The organism is Paraburkholderia bannensis NBRC 103871 (assembly GCF_000685015.1).
Classification (GTDB): Bacteria; Pseudomonadota; Gammaproteobacteria; order Burkholderiales; family Burkholderiaceae; genus Paraburkholderia; species Paraburkholderia bannensis.
Window position 1 is genome coordinate 1 of record NZ_BAYA01000062.1, and the last position, 17,647, is coordinate 17,647.

Consider the following 17,647-nt stretch of genomic DNA (forward strand, 5'->3'; position numbering starts at 1 on the left):
GCGTTACGACCTGCTGGCCGACAGCAAGAACGGCGGCGGCGGCGGTGGCGTGGCGCTCAACGGCAACGGCATGGATCCGTACAACGGCTTCGGCATTGGTGCGGACTGCCTGGCGAATTCGCAGGCCAATGGCGGCCTGGGCTTCGAGTGCAAGGGCGCGGTGCGTCAGGACGTAGCGCTGGATCTGCTGTTCTATCCGACGCAGCAGATCACGGTGAAGGTCGAATACCGCCACGACTGGGCGTCGCAGAAGGTGTTCCTGCGTAATGACGGGTCGTATAGCAAGAGCAATGACTTGCTGGGGGCGCAGTTTATTTACTCGTTCTAAGGAGTGCGTTGCGGGCGGCGCGCCTGCGGAATCCTCCGCGCGGCCGCCCTCTTTTTTTTCGTACGTACTGTCGTACGTTTCTTCTATGCTCAAATTCGCCAATCAGTCGCACGCGCCGTCCTGGTATGCAGCCACCGCCAACGACGCTACCCGCCATCCCGTGTTGCAAGGCACGATCGACGCCGATGTCTGCGTGATCGGCGCCGGTCTCACGGGCGTTTCGACGGCCCTCAATCTTGCCGAACGCGGCTATCGCGTGGCGCTGCTCGAAGCGTCGAAAGTCGGATGGGCGGCGAGCGGACGCAATGGCGGGCAACTGATCGGCGGCTTCGCCTGCGGTATCGACACGTTCGCGCAGTTCATGAACGAAGGCGAAGTGAAACAGATGTGGGCGATGGGGCTGGAAACGCTCGACATCGTGAAGTCGCGCGTGGCAAAGCACCAGATCGATTGCGCGCTGACCGAAGGTTATTTCACCGCTGCAAACAAGGCGCGCGACGTCGACGACCTCAAGCAATGGCGCGACGAAGCCGCACAACGCTTTGGCTATGACCGCTTTCGATATGTCGATGGCGAAGGCGTGCGCCAGTATGTGCAATCGGCGCGTTACCCGGGCGGCCTTTACGACCCCGATAGCGGCCATCTGCACCCGCTCAATTACACGCTGGGCCTGGCGCGCGCGGCGCGCGAAGCGGGCGTCCAGATCTTCGAGGACAGCGCCGTTACGCGCATGCGCGACGAACAGGGCGGTCACACAATTGAAACAGCACAAGGCAAGGTGCGTGCTAAATTCGTTGTGCTCGCATGCAATACGTACCTGGGCGAACTCGCGCCGGAGCTGGCGCGCAAGATCATGCCGGTGGGCACCTATGTGATTGCCACGGAGCCGCTCGGCAAGGAACGCATGGCTGCGTTGATGCCCGCACAGGCCGCCGTTTGCGATAGCCGTTTCGTGCTCGACTATTTCCGGCCCGCGCCGGACACGCGCATGCTGTGGGGCGGCAAGGTCAGCTATTCGACCTTCGAGCCGCGCAATCTGGGCGAGGCGATGCGCAGCGACATGCTCAAGACCTTCCCGCAGCTCGCCGACGTGAAGATCGATTACGCATGGGGCGGCTTCGTCGATATCACGATGAACCGCGCGCCGCATTTTGGCCGGCTCTCGCCCACGGTATATTTCGCACAGGGCTTTTCGGGCCACGGCGTGAACACGACGGCACTCGCGGGCACGCTGATCGCCGAAGCCATTCACGGCCAGGCCGCGCGTTTCGACCTGTTCGGCAAGATCCGCCACCGCGACTTCCCCGGCGGCGCAGCACTGCGCACCCCTGCCCTCGTGCTCGCGATGGCGTGGTATCGAATGAAGGATCTGCTTTGATGCACCTGTTTTGATGCGCCTGTTTTGATGGATACACACCGATGAAACTGGATCTCGACACCCAGGCGGACGTGCTCGCCCGCCACTCGTACTACGAAGCCACCGCCACGCGCCCCGCCGACGACGACCCGGTGCTGGAAGGCGTCGTCGACGCGGACGTTTGCGTGATCGGCGCGGGCTTTGCGGGGCTGTCGGTGGCGCTCGAATGCCGGGCGCGCGGGTTGTCGGTCGTGGTCATCGACGCGCATCGGCCTGGCTGGGGCGCGTCGGGCCGCAATGGCGGCCAGACGCTCGTGGGCTTTGCGAAGGATGAAGTGCTGGAGAAGCAACTCGGCGCGCAGGGGATTCGCGCGGCGTGGGCGCTGTCGATCGAGGGCGTGGAGCTGGTGAAGGAGCGCATCGCGCGCTACGGCATCGACTGCGATTTCACCTCGGGCTATATGACCGTGGCGACCAAGCCCAAGCGCGTGCCCGATCTGCGTGCGTGGATGGATGCTGCGCAAAAGCGCTGGGGTTACGACAAGCTCGAATGGCAGGACACCGACGCCACCCGTGCGCGCGTGAATTCGCAGGCTTACCTGGCAGGCGTCTACGATCCCGTTTCGGGTCATCTGCATCCGCTCAAGTACTGTCTTGGCCTTGCCGCTGCGGCACGCAAGGAAGGGGCGCAACTCTTCGCGCATTCGCGGGCGCTCACGGTGGTGCGCGGTGCGAAGCCGGTAGTCAAGACCGCGCGCGGCGAGGTGCGTTGCCGCTTCGTCGTGTCGTGCTGCAACGCCGCGCCTGGCGGCGTGCTGCCCGCAGCCGTCGAAGCGCGCATCGCGCCGATTGCTTCGTACATCATCGCGACCGAACCGCTTGGACGCGAGCGTGCCGACGCGATCATTCCAGGTCGCGCGGCCATTTGCGACAACAACTTCTTTCTCGACTATTTCCGGCTGTCGGCCGACGACCGCCTGCTGTTCGGCGGCCGCGCCGATTCAACGGGCGCCGCGCCCGCGCAACTGGCCGAAGCGATGAAGTCCCGTATGACGGGCGTGTTTCCGCAACTCGAAGGGGTGCAGGTGGAATACGCCTGGGGCGGCTTTGTCGACGTCACGCGCAATCGCGCGCCGGACTTTGGCGCGGTGGATCCGAATTACTTCTACGTGCAGGGGTTTTCCGGTCACGGCGTCGCGCTGACGGGCATAGCGGGACGCGTGGTTTCGCAGGCTATCGCCGGCGAGCGTGCTGCGTACGACCTGTTTTCGCAGGTGCGTCACGCGCGGTTCCCAGGCGGGGCGGCGTGGCGCCGGCCCGCGCTGGAAATCGGCATGATGTATCACCGCGTGATGGAGATGTTTTAATCGACGCTCACGCGATAGAGCGTAAACCGCTTGCGCGCCTTGAATCCGAGGCGCTCGTAAAGCGCAATCGCCGGTGCGTTCTCGTCGAGCACATGCAGGAACGGGGTGTCGCCACGCGCCTGAATCTCGCCGCGAAGCATGTTCATTAGACGCGCGGCAATGCCCCTGCCGCGATAGCGGTCGTCAACGCACACCGCACTGATCTCGACATACCCATCCAGCCTCATCCGTTCGCCAGCCATGGCGATGAGCTCGCCATTTTCCCGAATGCCGATGTAATTGCCCGTCTCGATGGTTCGGATACCGAAAGGCCCGGGCTTCGCGCGCATCGCGAGATCCAGCATGTCGTTTGCGTCGGTTGGGTGCAGGCGGGTTACTTGCGTATCGTCGGTCGGCTTCACAGTCATCTCGTCGACCATCTGAAGCAATGAAAGATAGCGCTCGACTTTCAGACCTTCGATAGCAGGCAGGTCTGCGGTCGATAACAGCACGGCAGATTCACCCGATGAAATCAGCGTCTTGAGTGCCTGAAGCGCGTCTTGCGTTGGCGCATCGACGCCTGCGAACGGCGCGATCGCAGCATCGTAGCGGCGCGCCGCACCCGTACCGAGCGCCAGGTTCGCTTGCCTGGTGGTCAAGGCAAACCACGCGGGGTTATCGAGCAAGCTTGGGGCGTTTTCTTTCATCTTCTCTCTCATGCGGACGATGGGGGATTCAGCGAGTTTAGCCAGGAACCGGCGGTTGGCCATAGAGGCGTAAATGACAATATTGGCGTCAATTGCGACACCCGCACCGGTACGCTTCGTCGCCTGACGGCGTTCAAATTTTCGGAATTTTCTGGTTCAAGCGCCGGTGCTAGTTGAGCGAGTATGGCTTTTTCAGGAGAGATTGATCTTACGGTATGTCGCTGGAAGATCGAAAGGTATCCTCAACAAGCCATCGAGAACGATCATGATGAGACGCACCCTCTGCGTGGGAGACAGGCCCGAAACCGGTGGGGAAATACAGCCACTTGAAACCCATTCGTACACCATCAACGGTCATCAGCCTGCCATCGTTGGCGACAAGGTGCTGTGCCTGGCTTGCAACAGCATCGGGACGATTGCGAAAGCCGGCGGCCCCAGGCGTCACGTGCACTGCGGGAAAGAGCTGGCGCTGGACGGCGACGTTTTGCTCTGCAAATGCGAGCGCCCGCCGCAAATGCTGTCCAGCATGCAGAGTCTTTCGTGGTTCGAGGATTCGGGGGAAGGGCGCGGTCAGCGTGGGGAGGCGCGGGATATCGAGGCCGTCCCGTCGTCGCGGCTCTTCGACGAGCAAGCCGAACTGACTGGCGCTGGCGCAAGAGAGGGCTATCCGTACTTCATTGAAACGCAAGACGGACAACAGTTCTCCGGAAGGCTCGAAGGAATCGGGCGTTTGCCACGCATCTATCTCGCGAACGAGGATCGTTATTCCGTTTATTGGGGCGATGAAGCGCTGGCTCGCGAGGAATCCCTATAATGCCGAACAAAAAGACGGTCATACAAACCAATTCGACGCGCAATTCGGTCGTGACAGTTACGCTCGAAGCGCTGACATTTGAGCAACTATGGGCAGCCTATCCCGCGCTAGATCCGTGCTCCGGCCCCTATCGCGATCAATGCGCGGCCCGCATTGGAGAAATGTTCCGGTTGTGCGGAATCGAAGGCAAGTCGTTCTCAGGTGCGCGCTGTCACGCAGATCATCCGGGACACATGCTTCGTGCAGCAGAAGTTGCTGCGTGGTTGCAGCGTCGGCCGTTTGCAGGTTGCCCCAGCGCTGCGTCTGTGCGCCCCAGGACGTGGGAGAAAGACATCAGGGGTAAGACCGGGATCATTTTCTTCTCTGGCTACTGGCATCGTGACTCTGACGGCCCGAATGTCACGACAGGCAACCACATCGATTTGTGGAACGGGAATCGGCTTACGATGTCGGGCTTTCCTGGGACGTTAGCGACAATTGGACGATTCATATTTGAGCGTCAATCCGTAGCGTCTGGTACGGCATTCGGCTATTCAGACCTGCATAACGCCGACCAGATTTTATTTTGGGAGATCAGTTGATCCGCCGATTCGTTTTCGTCATCGCGTTCTTTCTCCTGGGGTTTGCAAGTCTCTGGATAGGCGCGTCCGCTGACCTGGAGATTTGCCATATCTTTCCCAAATACTGCCAGCCCAAGCCGGGCGTTTGCACGGAGTTGGACAAGTGCAATCACTCCGTGCTGTTTGAATTCGGGGTAGTCGCGTTCTACTTCGGCCCATCCATCGTATTCGCGACCGTCGCCAACGCCTTCAGCAAGCGGCCCAGATCATTGCTGTTCTGGGCGGCATTGCTGGTGGTACTTTTCGTCATTCACCTCATTGCAATCGAATTGCTACGTCTCTAACCCCCAGCATCTCCCGCACCACTGTCCCAAGCGCCTCCATCAGCGTATTCGACGCCTCGGGCGTCGCTTCCGCATACCCCAGCAGAAAGCCGTTAAAACGCGCACCGTCGCCCAGACAGTACGAACTCAACGGCGATAGCGCCAACCCATGCTCCCGCGCCGCCTCACTCACCGCGGCATCGGCAAGCGGCGCATCCAGCCGCACGCTCAGGTGCATCCCTCCCGCATCGGCCGACACCGTCATCAGTCCGGCAAGATGCTTTTCGATCGCCGCAACCAGGCCATCGCGCCGCGCCAGGTAGAGCTTGCGCATGCGCCGCAAATGCCGCGCATATCGTCCGCTTTCGATGAAGTCCGCGAGCGCCAGTTGCTCCGCCACCCGCCCCTGCCGTTTAAGCGTGCGATGCGCCGTTTCCATCTGCGTGACGACCTGGCGCGGCACGATCATGAAGCCGATGCGCAGCGCCGGAAACATCGTCTTGCTGAACGTGCCGAGATAGATCACCGGCGTATCGTCCGCGAGCCCCTGGATCGACGGCAGCGGCGGGCCGTCGTGCCGCAACTCGCTGTCATAGTCGTCTTCGACGATCCACGCGCCGCAAGCACGCGCGTGTTCGATCAACGCCAGACGCCGCTCCAGACTCAGCACGCAGCCAAGCGGATATTGATGCGACGGCGTGAGATACACCAGGCGCGGCGGCGCATCGCGCCAGTCCTCCTCGCGCGCGGCCATGCCGGCAGCGTCCACGGGGATCGGCACGAGCGTCAGCCCTGCCGCGAGCATCGCCACGCGTGCGCCCTGGTAGCCGGGATTCTCGATCCACACGCGCTCGCCCTCGTCGGCGAAAAAGCGCGCACAGATGTCCAGGCTCGTCTGCGTGCCGTCGGTGATGAACACCTGATCGGGCTGGCAGCGCACGCCACGCGAGACGCGCACGTACTGGGCAATCGCCTGGCGCAACGCGGGCAGGCCCGCGCTGTCGCCATAGCCCAGTTCGCTCGCGTCCACGTCGCGCATCGCACGTTCAAGCGCCGTGCGCCACTGCACGAGCGGAAACGCATCGAGCGCGGGCACGCCGGGCCGGAACGCGACGGCGTCGTTCGTATGCACGCGCCGCGGCGGCAACTCGCGCACACGCCGTGACAGCGCGCGCGGTGCGCTCTCGCGCAGTTCGACCGGCGCCGAAGGCTGTGCGGCTGTCGCCTTCACGTCGTTGACCACGGAGCCATGACGCGTCGCCGTGACGAAACCCTCTTCCACCAGCCGCTCATAGGCATAGAGCACCGAATTACGCGCGATATCGAGTTCTTCCGCCAGCGTGCGGCTCGACGCGAGCCGCGTGCCCCTGCCAATATCGCCGTCGAGAATCGCGCGGCGCAGGCTCTCGTAAAGCAAGTCCTGCTGCGTGAGGCGGCGCGAGGTATTCGTGCGCGCCTTGCGTTCATAGGCCGACATCATCAGCGCGTAGTCCAATCTCGTGGCTCCATGTTTTGCATTCCGGGTGGGACTAACAATGGTGCCACAATTCGCTTACGCTGAGGCCTGTTATCGATTGAAGAAATGACAAGGAGAACGACGATGAGCCAGACGATCCAGGTGCGCGCGGCCACGCCCGCCGACTACGACGCGTGGCGTCCGCTCTGGGACGGCTACAACCGTTTCTATGGCCGCTTTGGGCCGACTGCGCTGCCCGAGTCGATCACCGCGACCACGTGGACGCGCTTTTTCGACGGCTACGAGCCGATGCATGCGCTGATCGCGTTGCACGGCGAACGCGTAGTGGGGCTCGTGCATTTCATCTACCACCGCAACACGACGCTCGACGGCCCGATCTGCTACCTCCAGGATCTCTTCACGGTCGAAGACCTGCGCGGCAAGGGCGTCGGGCGTGCGCTGATCGAGGCGGTCTATGCACACGCGAAAGCGTCGAATTCGAAGCGCGTCTACTGGCACACGCACGAGACGAATCACACGGCCATGCGCCTCTACGACGATGTCGCCGACAAGCCCGGCTTCGTCATGTATCGCAAGGACGTCTGACGCGCACCGGTCTTCACGCGAGGTCGCCCAGCAGCGAGGCGCGCACTTCGCCGGCAATGTCCTGCGCGGGCAGGCGATAGTGAGGATGATCGCAGCCGATCGACAGCGCGGCGCCCGCACGCAGCTTGTCGATCATCGCCGGCGTGAATTCGAAGCGTACGAAATGGACGGCGGAGGTCTTCTCGTCGTTGTCGCGCTCAAGGTCTTCGTCGGCGATCGCATGCACGGGCCGCTCGCCCGCTACCTGCATGAACACGCGATCCTCAATGCCGATCAGGCGCGCGAGCGCCGCATGGCGCTCGATTTCGTTTTCGTACTCGATCTGCAGGGTCGCTTTCAGGTTGCTGCCGTCGGGCACGAGCGGCAGATAGGCGTCGAGTTCGCCCTGTATGCCCTCTTCGTCGAAAATCTTCTCGATGTGCAGCATCTCCTGGATCTGGTAGCGAATCGTCGCCTCGTCCTCGAAGAGAAACGTGAGGTGATTGCCCAACGCCACGGCACGGCGCTTCTTGTGCTCGATAATTTTTCCGCGCATGGCGGAGCGCTGCTTCGAATACGCTTCCAGCGACAGCAGCGAATCTCTTTCGATCGTCATTGCGCCGTCCTCTTTTGTGAATTTCCGATGCCTCATTAACATCGCAGTCCGTATCAAATTCCGTATGCCCGCCGCAACAGCGTAAGAGGATGCGCAAGCGGTGGCCCGCCATCGGCTGTGCCGAGCTTGTTCTCCTCGATGCCCTGCGCGATATGGTGCCCGGCAAGCTGGCAGTCCGATGAAATGAAATCGGGTGCGCCCTGCGCCATCTGCTTGAACACGGGCGTGCCAATTTTCATCGACATCGCGTGAAATTCCTTTTTCACGCCGAAGGTGCCCGCGTGACCCGAGCAGCGCTCGACCACCGTGACCTTCGTTTCCGGCACGAGCGACAGCAGATCCGAGGTCTTGCGACCGATGTTCTGCACGCGCGCGTGACAGGGCACGTGATAGGACACGTTGCCCAGCGGCGTGCGGAAATCGGTCTTGAGCAGGCCGTCGCGGTTGCGCGCCACGAAATATTCGAACGGATCCCAGAACGCTTCGCTGACGGCGAGCGTGTCGGCGTCGCCGGGAAACATGAGCGGCAGTTCGTGCTTGTACATCAGCACGCAGCTTGGCACCGCGCCCAGCAACGCGTAGCCCTCGCGCGCGTAGTGGGCGAGCACTGGCATGTTGGCGGCCTGTTTCTTCGCCACGCCCTCCAGGTTGCCCTGTTCGAGCAGCGGCATGCCGCAGCATGCCTCGCTTTTCACCAGCACATAGGGAATGGCGTTGTGATCGAGCAGCGCCAGCAGATCGTGGCCGATGCCGGGTTCGTTGAAGTTCACGTAGCAGGTCGCATAGATCGCGACCTTGCCCGGCGTGCGCTCGCCGTCGCGCACTTCGCTCGACGTCGCCTTGCGGGCCGCGCTGCGAAACTTGCGCGTCGCGAACGACGGCAGCCACGCGTGGCGAGCCACGCCCAGCGCATCTTCCATGATGCCGCGCATCGCTTTCGTGCCGTTCACCGCGTTGACGGTCTGCGTGACGACGGGAATGCCCGCGAGATGGCCGAGCGCATCGGTGTTCGACAGCACCCGGTCGCGCAGTTGCACTTCGCCATTGCGGTAGTGGATCGCCTTCGCGCGCAGCATCAAATGGGGGAAATCCACGTTCCACGGATGCGGCGGCACGTAAGGACACTTCGTCATGTAGCAAAGGTCGCACAGGTAACACTGGTCGACGACCTTTCCATAGGATGCCTTATCGACATCATGCGCTTCGCCGCTATCGGTTTCGTCGACAAGATCGAACAGCGCTGGAAATGCGCCACAAAGCGACACGCATCGCCGGCAGCCCGCGCAGATGTCGAACACGCGCGCAAGCTCGTCGTCGAGCAGCGCCTGGTCGTAGAACGCGTCCGACTGCCAGTCGAGCGGGTGCCGCGTAGGCGCTTCGAGACTGCCTTCCTTGTGGGGCATGACGTCTCCTTTTTTGTAATTGGATTTTCCGCGCGGTACGCACATAACAACGCCCCGACGCCGCGCGCCGCCAGGGCGTCGCGTGCGTCAGTCGCTGCGGGCCGCGCCGTGCGCGACGCTACTCGATTATTCGACCAGCGCGTCGAGCGCTTTCGAATAACGGTTTGCGTGGCTGCGCTCGGCCTTGGCGAGCGTCTCGAACCAGTTGGCGATTTCGTCGAAACCTTCGTCGCGCGCAACCTTGGCCATGCCGGGGTACATGTCGGTGTATTCGTGCGTTTCGCCTGCAATCGCCGCTTCCAGGTTCAGCCGCGAGGTGCCGAACGGCAGCCCCGTGGCGGGATCGCCCACCGTTTCCAGATATTCGAGATGGCCATGCGCGTGGCCGGTTTCGCCTTCCGCGGTCGAGCGGAACAGCGCGGCGACATCGTTCTGGCCTTCGACGTCGGCTTTGGCTGCGAAGTAGAGATAACGGCGGTTTGCCTGCGATTCGCCTGCGAAGGCGTCCTTGAGATTTTGCTCGGTCTTCGAGCCTTTGAGCTGTGTCATCTATGCCTCCATCCATCCTGTTTGCGGGGACGCGGCGCTACGCATCTTCGTGCGGTGCAGCAAAACCTGTCATGCGGACTACGCCGCTCTATCAATCTAGGAAATGCCGTTTGCCTTCCCAATTGCGAATTTCAATCCCGCCGATAGCGCCGGGATAAATCGCGCCAAAGCCTTGCGCGACGGCGTGTCACAGACGGTGTCCCGGTTCTATGGTCTAACCTGAAGTCGTAAGCATCCCAATATGTGAAAAACCGACTTGCGCATGGATGCATACGTTCTAGACTGAGAGTTCGTCCAGATTGTCGCGCGGCCACCCCCATCGCGCACTTTTTCGGAGTTCACATGCGACTGACGATTTTGATAAACGGCCCCGATCCGACCGTGAATCATGACTACGCAGTGCTTTGGCTCGATACCGACCAGCAACGCTGGTCGCGTGAGTCCCACGCCGGCATTGATCTCCCCGAGTGGGGCGAGATGCACGATTCCGGCGGCGTGACGGCGCTCTGTGCGCCGCTCGCCGATCAACCGCTTTGCACCCTGCGCGGTCTGCACGTAAACCGCCGCCAGGAAATCAGCTCCGCGCACGGCGACGCTACCTGGTCATGCGAAGTTTCGCATTCGCCAATGGAAGGCCAGTGGCGCCTGCAGGCCGTGGATCGGGAAGCCGTTCACGCCGAAAACGCATTGTTCGCTGGTTGATCGCGGCGCGCCGCTCTGGCGCTCTGCACCCTGCTTCACCGCGCTTCACCCCGCGTCACCCTGTTTTACCCTCAAGCTGTTCCTGGTCACGACGCCGCCGCGCGCGGCGCCGCATTGATTGCTGTGCGTCGTGCTGGAGCGACGCGCATGCCTGCGCTCGCCCCGAGGCCGGATCGCGGCTGACGCGATGTGGCCGCGCGCGAGCGCGCCCGCTATACTTTCGGGCCCTTTACGAACGCGGCGTCGCGCATCGGTAGCTCATCTGTAGCGCATCCGTAGCGCAGCGCCCGCGCACCACTCGCATTCCCGATTCGCCGATGAAGAAGCTGTTTGCCTGTCTCGCCATGGCCTTCGCAGGTCATGCGTTCGCCGCACCCGCCTGTTCCGCATTCGTCCCCGACGGCCAGTTCCCCTCGATCACGAACCCGCGCATGGCGCCGAAAACGCGCATGCTCTGCTATTCGGATTTCGTCGTGCTGCACTCAGGCATCACGCACGGCCCGCTCTGGTCGGCGGAACATCTCACGCGCGACCACCTCGAAGCCGCGAAAGACATGACGCGCACCAATCGCTTTTTCGAGGACGACCGCCTGCCGGCCGGCGAAGGCGCGACGCTTGCCGACTACAAGCGCAGCGGCTTCGATCGCGGTCACATGAGCCCGGCGGGCAACCGCTGGAATCCGCAGGCGATGGCCGAATCGTTCTCGCTCGCCAATATCGTTCCGCAGAACCGCGAGAACAACCAGCGCCTGTGGGCGCACATCGAAACCGCCGTGCGCAAGCTCGCCGACCAGTACGGCGAGGCCTACGTCGTGACCGGCCCGCTCTTCACCGGCGCGCAGTTGCAGACCATCGGCGCGACGCGCGTGCTCGTTCCTACGCAGATTTTCAAGGTCGTGTATGTGCCGTCGCAGCAGCTCGCGTTCGCGATCGTGGCCGATAACACCACCGTCGACCGCTACGACATTCGTCCGGTCGCCGAGTTGAGCAAGCAGGCCGGCATTGCGTTCCCCGGCATTCCGGCGCAGGTCGCCGCGAAGGCCAGCGTGGCGTTCAACGGCCATGCGTTCACCGTGCGCAAGTGGGGCTGGTAAGCCTGGTAAGCCTGGTAGGCGCCCGTCAAGCTGCTCGCGACCGGATCAGATGTCGAGCCGCGAGACCTTCGAGCCTTCCAGCGACACACCGGCCATCAGGCCCGCGTTGGTGAGCACGATGGCTTCGATGGGATTGACGGCGGTCGTCGTGTCGATGGTGCCGTTCGCGCCCATCTTCACGAGCGCGACGGTGCCGTCCGCGCCCGCCGCCCAGCCGCTGCTACGGCGAAAGCGCTCGTACGACCCTTGCGTCATGAAGGCATAGAAAATGGCGCGCGACTGTGCGCCCACCTGGAAGCCCAGCGATCCGGCGGTCGTGCTGAAGTAGCCCACCGTGCGGCCGCCCGCGCGCAGCGCCCCCTTGCCGTATTGAGCCCCCACGCCCACGCCCGCACCGATCACGTCCGGAAACACCAGAACCGCGCGCGCCTTCGAGAAAAGCTCACGCGAACCCTTCACCGTGCCATAGAGGCGCGAGAGTGCGCCATCGACGCCCGCATCGATCTCACGGCGGGCATGCAGGTTCTCTTCCGACGACCGGGCCGTCGCGGGCGTCGTGGTGCAGGCGACCAGACCGGCGCAGGTCGCTACGCCAGCCGCGCCGGTTGCGAGAAATTGCCGTCGATTCATTTTTTCCATTTTTATTTGCATTCCCGAATAAAAAACTGCGCTTACGATTGCGGACGCGGCAGCCAGTCCATGGGATCGACAGGCTTGCCGTTCTCGCGGACTTCAAAGAGGAGCGTGCCGACGCCAGCGGAATCCGCGCCGCTGGTGGCGATCGTCTGACCGGGCTTCACGGTGTCGCCCTGCTTGACGAGCAAGCGGCCATTGCGGCCGTAGGCAGTGAGCAGCTTTGCGTTGTGCTTGACGATGATGAGCTTGCCGTAGCCCTGAATGCCGCTGCCCGCGTACATCACGCGCCCAGCCGCAGCGGCTTTGACCGGTTCGCCCGGTGCACCGGCGATGACAATGCCGCGCGACTTGCCGGGCGCGAATGCGGTGGCGACGCTGCCGCGCATCGGCCACGCCAGGCGGGCGGCGGCGGCGCGCGGTTTTGCAGCGGCCGGGCTGGCATTGATGTCGGACGTCGTAGCGGGGGCTGCGGCAGCAACAGGCGCGACCGGCACGGCTGCAGGCGCGGGAGCCGCTGCCGCGCCCTTGACAGGCGGCGCGACGCGCAACATCTGCCCCACGTTCACCTGGCCCGAAGCAGGCAGCTTGTTCCAGGCGGCGATATCGGCGGCACGCTGGCCGTGCGCGGCGGCGATGTGATAGAGCGTGTCGCCGGCCTTCACGCGATAGAGGTCTTTGCCCGCGCCCGTAGCGGGCGATGGCGTGACGGCCCGGGACGTGGGCACGACGACCGACGTGGCCAGAGGCACAGCAGAGGCCTTGACCTCGGTCGAAGACGGAGCCTCCGCATCGCTCGACGCCACCGCAGCGTCCGCGCCGCCGTCGTCGCCGGGACGCCCGAGCGACGATTGCCACGGCGTAAACGTGCAGGCCGCCAGCAGCGTCGCACACGCGCCCAGAAGCGCCATTGCGGCTCGCGTGCGTAAAAATCGCAAAACCCGCATCGTCAGGCCCGCCACGACGTGTCCACCATCGCGCCGACAGTGCCGACGACATCCATGATTGCAGCAACCTTGTCTAGAATTCCCATGACGCACTCCTCGTTCAAACTCAGGTGCGTCATCATCATCGGTTTGCCGCGAAGTGCAGCGGATTCGCGATTCGGTCTTGATCTGCGTCAGCGTGGACGCCGCGCGGCCGCAAGGGCCGGATCGTGGCAGTCCATTCGCTTCACGTTTGATGGCGGCGTGCGCCGCTTCTTATAATGCGAGCCCAACGTGCATCGCACTCAAGGAGGAATAGATGGTGTTCGACGCATACGCAAACGACGACGATGTCCTGAACGTGCAGGGCGACGCCCTCACGCTCACCAACGGCACCACGCGCGTGACGCTGGCCGGTACGCTCGAATTCACGCGCGACAAGCGCGGGCTCGCCGCGGCGCTTGCGCTGAAGGCCGCGCTCGATAACGTGGTGACGAAGTTGCAGGCAGAACCGCATCTGCCCGCGCAGGTGAAGGACGAGCCGGACGCGAAGCCCGGCGTCATCGACAACCCGTTTCAGTAAGCGCGCTCAGCAGACGTACAAAGCACGCTTACCTCGAAGGCAGGCTCAGAACGGCTTGCCTTCGCTGCTTTTCCACGCGGGCATGAGCGTGTTCGACGGCAGGGTTTCGTCGAGCAGTTTCTTCGCGCTTTCGATGCCCGCGATCGGCAGGCCAGTCGGGTCGATTGCGCCAATCTGCGCCAGCACCGAAGCCTGGTCCCAGTAGATGTGCTCGTTATAGAGCTTGCTGCCGCGAAAACAGATCACGGCGAGCATCGGCACCTCGAAGTATTTGCCCGTGGGCGCGAGGCCCGGCAGCAGCCAGTCGATCTCGCGGTCGTGCGTGCAGCAGAAGATGAACTCGTCGACCACGCGATCCGAGCCGATGGTGCGCGAAATCGGAATCAGGCGCGTGTCTTCGGGATTCGAATGCACGAAGTGGTGCGTGTAGAAGCGCTTGAGCTCGTCATGGCCGACGCCGCCCGTCATGGTCGGGATGTGGTTGACGTAGGGCTGCGCGACCATCGTCGGCATCACATCGTTGGGGTTGCGCGCGACGAACTCGTGGTAGCAGTGCTCTTCCCACAGCGCGTTGAAATCGTAGATCGGGCCCATCACCCGGCGCAGCATCGCGAGCGAGCGCGAGTACGCCATCATCGCGGCGGCCTTGTCGAACTGCGGGCGCGCTGGCGAGGCAAACGCGTGATCGCAGCCGGCATACGTGTAGAGCTCGACGCCGGGCTTGTCCGCCAGCGCCGCGCCGATACGTTCGCGCGCTGCCTCGTCACACCATTTGTCGTCGGCGCCGAAGTGCAGCATCAGCGGGCAGCGGATCGTGCTCGCTTCGTCCAGGCTCTGTTCGAGGCCCACGGCGTAGTAGCCGATCGCGCAATCGACATCGGTGCGCGCCGCCGCCAGATACGCGAGCTTGCCGCCCAGGCAAAAGCCGAGCGTACCCACCTTGCCGCGCTGCGAAGGATGCGCGCGCAACGCGGCGAGCGTCTGCGCGATGTCGTCGAGCGCAAGGTCGACGTCGAAGCGCTCATAGAGCGCGAGCGCCTTCGCCATGTCCGCGCCTTCGTAGCCCAGATCGACGTTCGGCTCCAGACGCCAGAACAGGTCGGGCACCATGACGACGTAACCTTCTTCCGCGTAACGGTCGGCGGTTACACGCATGTTCGCATTCACGCCGAAGATCTCCTGCAGCAGCACGAGGCCCGGGCCGCTGCCCTCGGGCGGCAGCGCCGTGTAGGCGCGGAATTCGCCGCCGTCGCGCGACTTCACCGTCGTCCATTGTCCATTCATCGGGTCGTCTCCTTGTGTTCGTGGGGTCGTGGGGTTGTCGCGGCGGCGCGGCGGCGCGTCTTCAGGCTGCCGTGCCGAATCCGCCAGCGGGCAAGAGCGGCGGCAACGGTGCTTCGCCGCGTATCCAGGCATGGTTGGCAAGCTGCGCCATTTCGCGGTCGCCGCGGCTGTCGCCGTAGGCGTAAAGCGTGGCGGGCGCCTTGTCGCCCCACCAGGCGCGCAGCCGCGCGACCTTCTCCGGGCCCCAGCAGTTGCGGCCCGCGAGCCGTCCAGTGTAGACGCCGTCGCGCCAGTCCAGCTCGCTCGCCAGCACCGTGGCGATGCCCACCGTCGGCGCCCATTTGCGCAGATACACCGACGGCGACGCGCTCACCAGCACGACTTCGTGGCCGAGCGCCTGATGTTCGCGAATGCGCGCCAGCATCTCGGGGCGCAGCAGGTCGGGCAGGCCTGTATCGACAAAACGCTGTGCGGCGGCTTCCAGCGCATCGCGACGCACCGGGCCGAGCGCAGCCCGAAGAAAGCGCGCCTTGGTGCGGCCCCGGTCAGACCAGCCGGGCGCGATGCCGGCAAGCCACGGCAGGCAGCGCAACGCGGCGAGCACGAAACGCGTGCTGCCTGCGGCGTCGAGCATGAAGGCGCGGAAGCTGTCGGACGTGGTGATGGTGCCGTCGAAATCGAAGGCGGCAATGACGCGGTCGGTCATGAAGCGGTATCGGAAAGCGCCGCGCTCAGGCGGCGGGTTGAAAGATGAGGCTCAGGCGCGGCGGCCTGGCGGCCTGCTTGAAAGCACGAGGCACGAGGCAAGCCCGCTGTAAGCCCGCGCCATTGTCCGTGCAAATGGCGCACGGCTGCAATGGCGTCGGCCACCCATCGAGCGCAGACAATCAACGCGCCTGCTGCTCCAGACGCACGGGATCGACGATTTCGATTTCGCCGTAACGCAGCGCGAGCAGGCCGTCGCGCTCGAACTGGCGCAGGATCTGGTTCACCGTCTGGCGCGACAGCGCCAGCATCAGCGCGAGGTCTTCCTGCGGCACGTGCACGATGGGACGCGCCGTGTGCGCGCCGTCCCTTGCGCTCACGCTCGCTGCTGCGCTTTTCGCCACATCGGCGGCCGGGTCGCGGCCCGCTTCGCCGTAGCCTGCCGCCAGCAACAACAGCCGTCGAGCGACGCGCGGCGCGGCGGGCAGCAGCGCGCTTTCCTCGATGGCATCGAAGGCCAGGCGCAGCTTCTGCGCAAGCAACAGGCCGAATTCATGCCAGTAAGCGGGCGTTTCGTCGAGCAGCGCGGCCAGCGCCGCACGCGGCACGTGAAAGATCGTGGTATCGCGCTCGGCATAGGCGTCGTGCGTGCGCACGCCCGAATCGAACAGCGCGATCTCGCCGAACCAGCTTGCCGGGCCCATCAGCGCCAGCAAGGCCTCACGCCCGCACATGCTTGCCGCGCCCACGCGCACCCCGCCTTCCAGCACGCAATAGACGCCGTCGGCGGCATCGCCGCGCAGGAACAGGCGCTCGCCCGAGCGCAGCGCGCGCACGCGGCCCGCCGTACGCAGGCTGTCGCGCAGCGGCGCGGGCAGGCTGGCGAACCAGGTGCTGCGCTCCAGCGCCGCCACGAGGTACGGCGAGGCGGTGTCGAGCGGCTGTCCGCAGGCGGTGGCGTCGGGGCGTGTGGTCATCGGATGGAAATTGTCGGCTAGCCGAAGGTCTGCGGCGGTGCGCCCGACGATCATAATGATTTTGGAGACAAAGGGGCATCCATGAGAAACCTGACCGATCAGCTCACCCAGTACGCCGAATACCATCGCGACACGCGCAACATCGCCACGCATTTCGTCGGCATCCCGATGATCGTGCTCGCGGTCGCGGTGCTGCTCTCGCGGCCCGCGCTGGCGCTCGCGGGCTGGCCGCTCGCCGCCGTGCCGCTGTCACCCGCGTGGCTGCTGTTCGGCGCGACGACGCTCTATTACCTCGTGCTCGACGTGCCGCTGGGGATCATGATGGCCGTCGTCGCCGCGCTGTGCCTGACGTTCGGCGCGTGGCTCGCGCAGCAGGGCACCGCCGTGTGGCTCGCGGGCGGCGTCGGGCTATTCGTGGTGGGCTGGGTGATCCAGTTCATTGGCCATATGGCTTACGAGCATCGCAAGCCGGCGTTTGTGGACGATCTTGTGGGCCTCGTGATCGGGCCGGTGTTCGTGCTCGCCGAAGCGCTCTTCAGCCTCGGCTGGCGTCCCGCGCTGCTCGCGGCCATCGAGGCGAAGGCCGGCCCCACCCGCATCAATCCGCCGCGCGGGCACGCGGCGCATTGAGCCAGTGCGCAGGCACGCGCCTCGCTGGCCGCGCCTCGGCGCGCGAGCCTGGCCGCGCCTGACTGGCCG

22 protein-coding genes are annotated in these 17,647 nt (G+C 64.2%); 11 read left to right on the forward strand and 11 right to left on the reverse strand.

Going from position 1 to position 17,647, the window contains the following annotated elements:
* The 3 genes from BBA01S_RS44835 to BBA01S_RS38650 form a co-directional block, all read left to right on the forward strand.
* Positions 1 to 328: DUF3138 family protein (locus BBA01S_RS44835; protein WP_027818739.1), on the forward strand; the 328-nt coding region annotated here is incomplete at its 5' end.
* Between the two features lie 85 nt (positions 329 to 413).
* A complete protein-coding gene (locus BBA01S_RS38645) occupies positions 414 to 1,706 on the forward strand; it encodes an NAD(P)/FAD-dependent oxidoreductase (protein WP_027821068.1) in 1,293 nt (430 codons plus the stop codon).
* A 41-nt stretch (positions 1,707 to 1,747) separates the two neighbouring features.
* On the forward strand, positions 1,748 to 3,052 hold the full coding sequence (locus tag BBA01S_RS38650; protein ID WP_027821069.1) for an NAD(P)/FAD-dependent oxidoreductase: 1,305 nt from the start codon (positions 1,748 to 1,750) through the stop codon (positions 3,050 to 3,052).
* On the opposite strand, the gene BBA01S_RS38655 is transcribed toward BBA01S_RS38650, so the two are convergent.
* Positions 3,049 to 3,738 (reverse strand): GNAT family N-acetyltransferase, encoded by a 690-nt coding sequence (locus tag BBA01S_RS38655; RefSeq protein ID WP_052392085.1) that lies wholly within the window; start codon positions 3,736 to 3,738, stop codon positions 3,049 to 3,051. The genes BBA01S_RS38650 and BBA01S_RS38655 overlap by 4 nt on opposite strands.
* A gap of 265 nt (positions 3,739 to 4,003) precedes the next feature.
* Here BBA01S_RS38655 and BBA01S_RS38660 point away from each other — a divergent pair, with 265 nt between their 5' ends.
* From BBA01S_RS38660 to BBA01S_RS38665, 3 genes are read left to right on the forward strand one after another with little or no spacing between them, the layout of a single operon-like run.
* Positions 4,004 to 4,552, forward strand: a complete 549-nt coding sequence (locus tag BBA01S_RS38660; RefSeq protein ID WP_027821071.1) for a PAAR domain-containing protein — start codon at positions 4,004 to 4,006, stop codon at positions 4,550 to 4,552.
* Positions 4,552 to 5,133: a T6SS effector amidase Tae4 family protein gene (locus tag BBA01S_RS46510; protein ID WP_084162813.1), complete on the forward strand. Its 582-nt coding sequence runs from the start codon at positions 4,552 to 4,554 to the stop codon at positions 5,131 to 5,133. Before BBA01S_RS38660 ends, BBA01S_RS46510 begins: the two co-directional genes overlap by 1 nt.
* Positions 5,130 to 5,456, forward strand: a complete 327-nt coding sequence (locus tag BBA01S_RS38665) for a hypothetical protein (RefSeq protein ID WP_027821072.1) — start codon at positions 5,130 to 5,132, stop codon at positions 5,454 to 5,456. The genes BBA01S_RS46510 and BBA01S_RS38665 overlap by 4 nt, the downstream gene beginning before the upstream one ends.
* On the opposite strand, the gene pdxR is transcribed toward BBA01S_RS38665, so the two are convergent.
* Complete coding sequence (pdxR, locus tag BBA01S_RS38670; RefSeq protein WP_027821073.1) at positions 5,428 to 6,930, reverse strand: MocR-like pyridoxine biosynthesis transcription factor PdxR; 1,503 nt, start codon at positions 6,928 to 6,930, stop codon at positions 5,428 to 5,430. The two genes, BBA01S_RS38665 and pdxR, sit on opposite strands and share 29 nt — an antisense overlap.
* 105 nt (positions 6,931 to 7,035) lie before the next feature.
* On the opposite strand from pdxR, the gene BBA01S_RS38675 reads away from it, so the two are divergent.
* Positions 7,036 to 7,497 carry a GNAT family N-acetyltransferase gene (locus BBA01S_RS38675; protein ID WP_027821074.1) on the forward strand — a complete coding sequence of 154 codons (462 nt, stop codon included), beginning with the start codon at positions 7,036 to 7,038 and terminating at the stop codon, positions 7,495 to 7,497.
* A gap of 13 nt (positions 7,498 to 7,510) precedes the next feature.
* Here the strand turns inward: BBA01S_RS38675 and BBA01S_RS38680 are convergent, their stop codons facing one another.
* The 3 genes from BBA01S_RS38680 to BBA01S_RS38690 all read right to left on the reverse strand — a co-directional run bounded on the left by BBA01S_RS38680 (position 7,511) and on the right by BBA01S_RS38690 (position 10,044).
* A complete protein-coding gene (locus BBA01S_RS38680; protein WP_027821075.1) occupies positions 7,511 to 8,092 on the reverse strand; it encodes a DUF3501 family protein in 582 nt (193 codons plus the stop codon).
* Positions 8,093 to 8,145: 53 nt separating this feature from the next.
* On the reverse strand, positions 8,146 to 9,495 hold the full coding sequence (locus BBA01S_RS38685; protein WP_027821076.1) for a heterodisulfide reductase-related iron-sulfur binding cluster: 1,350 nt from the start codon (positions 9,493 to 9,495) through the stop codon (positions 8,146 to 8,148).
* Positions 9,496 to 9,621: 126 nt separating this feature from the next.
* Complete coding sequence (locus BBA01S_RS38690; protein WP_027821077.1) at positions 9,622 to 10,044, reverse strand: rubrerythrin family protein; 423 nt, start codon at positions 10,042 to 10,044, stop codon at positions 9,622 to 9,624.
* Positions 10,045 to 10,386: 342 nt separating this feature from the next.
* Between BBA01S_RS38690 and BBA01S_RS38695 the strand changes: the two genes are divergently transcribed.
* Positions 10,387 to 10,746, forward strand: a complete 360-nt coding sequence (locus BBA01S_RS38695) for a DUF3564 domain-containing protein (protein WP_027821078.1) — start codon at positions 10,387 to 10,389, stop codon at positions 10,744 to 10,746.
* 317 nt (positions 10,747 to 11,063) lie between these two features.
* Positions 11,064 to 11,840 carry a DNA/RNA non-specific endonuclease gene (locus BBA01S_RS38700; protein WP_027821079.1) on the forward strand — a complete coding sequence of 259 codons (777 nt, stop codon included), beginning with the start codon at positions 11,064 to 11,066 and terminating at the stop codon, positions 11,838 to 11,840.
* A 45-nt stretch (positions 11,841 to 11,885) separates the two neighbouring features.
* Here BBA01S_RS38700 and BBA01S_RS38705 read toward each other — a convergent pair whose 3' ends face one another.
* From BBA01S_RS38705 to BBA01S_RS48520, 3 genes are read right to left on the reverse strand one after another with little or no spacing between them, the layout of a single operon-like run.
* Positions 11,886 to 12,470, reverse strand: coding sequence for a BPSL1445 family SYLF domain-containing lipoprotein (locus BBA01S_RS38705; RefSeq protein WP_027821080.1), 585 nt, complete (start codon positions 12,468 to 12,470; stop codon positions 11,886 to 11,888).
* 41 nt (positions 12,471 to 12,511) lie between these two features.
* Positions 12,512 to 13,384 carry a peptidoglycan DD-metalloendopeptidase family protein gene (locus BBA01S_RS44840; protein ID WP_052392086.1) on the reverse strand — a complete coding sequence of 291 codons (873 nt, stop codon included), beginning with the start codon at positions 13,382 to 13,384 and terminating at the stop codon, positions 12,512 to 12,514.
* A gap of 38 nt (positions 13,385 to 13,422) precedes the next feature.
* Positions 13,423 to 13,545 (reverse strand): hypothetical protein, encoded by a 123-nt coding sequence (locus BBA01S_RS48520; RefSeq protein WP_281177047.1) that lies wholly within the window; start codon positions 13,543 to 13,545, stop codon positions 13,423 to 13,425.
* A gap of 176 nt (positions 13,546 to 13,721) precedes the next feature.
* Between BBA01S_RS48520 and BBA01S_RS38720 the strand changes: the two genes are divergently transcribed.
* Positions 13,722 to 13,982 (forward strand): hypothetical protein, encoded by a 261-nt coding sequence (locus BBA01S_RS38720; RefSeq protein WP_027821081.1) that lies wholly within the window; start codon positions 13,722 to 13,724, stop codon positions 13,980 to 13,982.
* A 45-nt stretch (positions 13,983 to 14,027) separates the two neighbouring features.
* On the opposite strand, the gene BBA01S_RS38725 is transcribed toward BBA01S_RS38720, so the two are convergent.
* From BBA01S_RS38725 to BBA01S_RS38735, 3 genes are all read right to left on the reverse strand, one after another.
* Positions 14,028 to 15,266, reverse strand: a complete 1,239-nt coding sequence (locus BBA01S_RS38725) for a dienelactone hydrolase family protein (RefSeq protein ID WP_027821082.1) — start codon at positions 15,264 to 15,266, stop codon at positions 14,028 to 14,030.
* Between the two features lie 61 nt (positions 15,267 to 15,327).
* The gene (locus BBA01S_RS38730; RefSeq protein WP_027821083.1) at positions 15,328 to 15,972 is read right to left on the reverse strand and encodes an HAD family hydrolase; all 645 of its coding nucleotides are present in this window, start codon (positions 15,970 to 15,972) and stop codon (positions 15,328 to 15,330) included.
* Positions 15,973 to 16,153: 181 nt separating this feature from the next.
* A complete protein-coding gene (locus BBA01S_RS38735) occupies positions 16,154 to 16,948 on the reverse strand; it encodes a Crp/Fnr family transcriptional regulator (protein ID WP_084162816.1) in 795 nt (264 codons plus the stop codon).
* An 81-nt stretch (positions 16,949 to 17,029) separates the two neighbouring features.
* Between BBA01S_RS38735 and BBA01S_RS38740 the strand changes: the two genes are divergently transcribed.
* Positions 17,030 to 17,578, forward strand: a complete 549-nt coding sequence (locus BBA01S_RS38740) for an Mpo1 family 2-hydroxy fatty acid dioxygenase (RefSeq protein ID WP_027821085.1) — start codon at positions 17,030 to 17,032, stop codon at positions 17,576 to 17,578.
* Positions 17,579 to 17,647: the final 69 nt, after the last annotated feature.

Excerpts from the sequence above, each read along its gene's own strand:
- BBA01S_RS38645 (WP_027821068.1), top strand. The coding sequence starts at position 414 with ATGCTCAAATTCGCCAATCAGTCGCACGCGCCGTCCTGGTATGCAGCC.
- BBA01S_RS38650 (WP_027821069.1), top strand. The coding sequence starts at position 1,748 with ATGAAACTGGATCTCGACACCCAGGCGGACGTGCTCGCCCGCCACTCG.
- BBA01S_RS38655 (WP_052392085.1), bottom strand. The coding sequence starts at position 3,738 with ATGAAAGAAAACGCCCCAAGCTTGCTCGATAACCCCGCGTGGTTTGCC.
- BBA01S_RS38660 (WP_027821071.1), top strand. The coding sequence starts at position 4,004 with ATGATGAGACGCACCCTCTGCGTGGGAGACAGGCCCGAAACCGGTGGG.
- BBA01S_RS46510 (WP_084162813.1), top strand. The coding sequence starts at position 4,552 with ATGCCGAACAAAAAGACGGTCATACAAACCAATTCGACGCGCAATTCG.
- BBA01S_RS38675 (WP_027821074.1), top strand. The coding sequence starts at position 7,036 with ATGAGCCAGACGATCCAGGTGCGCGCGGCCACGCCCGCCGACTACGAC.
- BBA01S_RS38680 (WP_027821075.1), bottom strand. The coding sequence starts at position 8,092 with ATGACGATCGAAAGAGATTCGCTGCTGTCGCTGGAAGCGTATTCGAAG.
- BBA01S_RS38685 (WP_027821076.1), bottom strand. The coding sequence starts at position 9,495 with ATGCCCCACAAGGAAGGCAGTCTCGAAGCGCCTACGCGGCACCCGCTC.
- BBA01S_RS38690 (WP_027821077.1), bottom strand. The coding sequence starts at position 10,044 with ATGACACAGCTCAAAGGCTCGAAGACCGAGCAAAATCTCAAGGACGCC.
- BBA01S_RS38695 (WP_027821078.1), top strand. The coding sequence starts at position 10,387 with ATGCGACTGACGATTTTGATAAACGGCCCCGATCCGACCGTGAATCAT.
- BBA01S_RS38700 (WP_027821079.1), top strand. The coding sequence starts at position 11,064 with ATGAAGAAGCTGTTTGCCTGTCTCGCCATGGCCTTCGCAGGTCATGCG.
- BBA01S_RS38705 (WP_027821080.1), bottom strand. The coding sequence starts at position 12,470 with ATGAATCGACGGCAATTTCTCGCAACCGGCGCGGCTGGCGTAGCGACC.
- BBA01S_RS44840 (WP_052392086.1), bottom strand. The coding sequence starts at position 13,384 with ATGGCGCTTCTGGGCGCGTGTGCGACGCTGCTGGCGGCCTGCACGTTT.
- BBA01S_RS48520 (WP_281177047.1), bottom strand. The coding sequence starts at position 13,545 with ATGATGATGACGCACCTGAGTTTGAACGAGGAGTGCGTCATGGGAATT.
- BBA01S_RS38725 (WP_027821082.1), bottom strand. The coding sequence starts at position 15,266 with ATGAATGGACAATGGACGACGGTGAAGTCGCGCGACGGCGGCGAATTC.
- BBA01S_RS38730 (WP_027821083.1), bottom strand. The coding sequence starts at position 15,972 with ATGACCGACCGCGTCATTGCCGCCTTCGATTTCGACGGCACCATCACC.
- BBA01S_RS38735 (WP_084162816.1), bottom strand. The coding sequence starts at position 16,948 with ATGACCACACGCCCCGACGCCACCGCCTGCGGACAGCCGCTCGACACC.
- BBA01S_RS38740 (WP_027821085.1), top strand. The coding sequence starts at position 17,030 with ATGAGAAACCTGACCGATCAGCTCACCCAGTACGCCGAATACCATCGC.